Consider the following 243-nt stretch of genomic DNA (forward strand, 5'->3'; position numbering starts at 1 on the left):
TTCAAACAGAAACGGAATATGCGAGCGGATCGAGTGGCAGTCATAGAGAATGGCAATGCCGTGAATGGCCTTCACACGCTCGATTTCTGCTGCCAGTGCTTCATGATAAGGCTTGTGAAAACGGCTGATGCGATCAGCAATATCGGCCTCAGGCGGTTGCTCACCGTCCTTCCAGATCGCCAGACCATCAAAATCCGTTTCCGGTATCAGCGTTGTTGTGTTCTGCCCCGGATAGAGGCTTAC

1 protein-coding gene is annotated in these 243 nt (G+C 51.9%); it reads right to left on the reverse strand.

Features of this window, described 5'->3' with window-relative positions:
- Positions 1-243: N-formylglutamate amidohydrolase (locus HBA93_RS22910; RefSeq protein WP_221724761.1), on the reverse strand; the 243-nt coding region annotated here is incomplete at both ends.

Source organism: Ochrobactrum sp. SFR4, assembly GCF_019730395.1.
Taxonomy (GTDB): domain Bacteria; phylum Pseudomonadota; class Alphaproteobacteria; order Rhizobiales; family Rhizobiaceae; genus Pseudochrobactrum.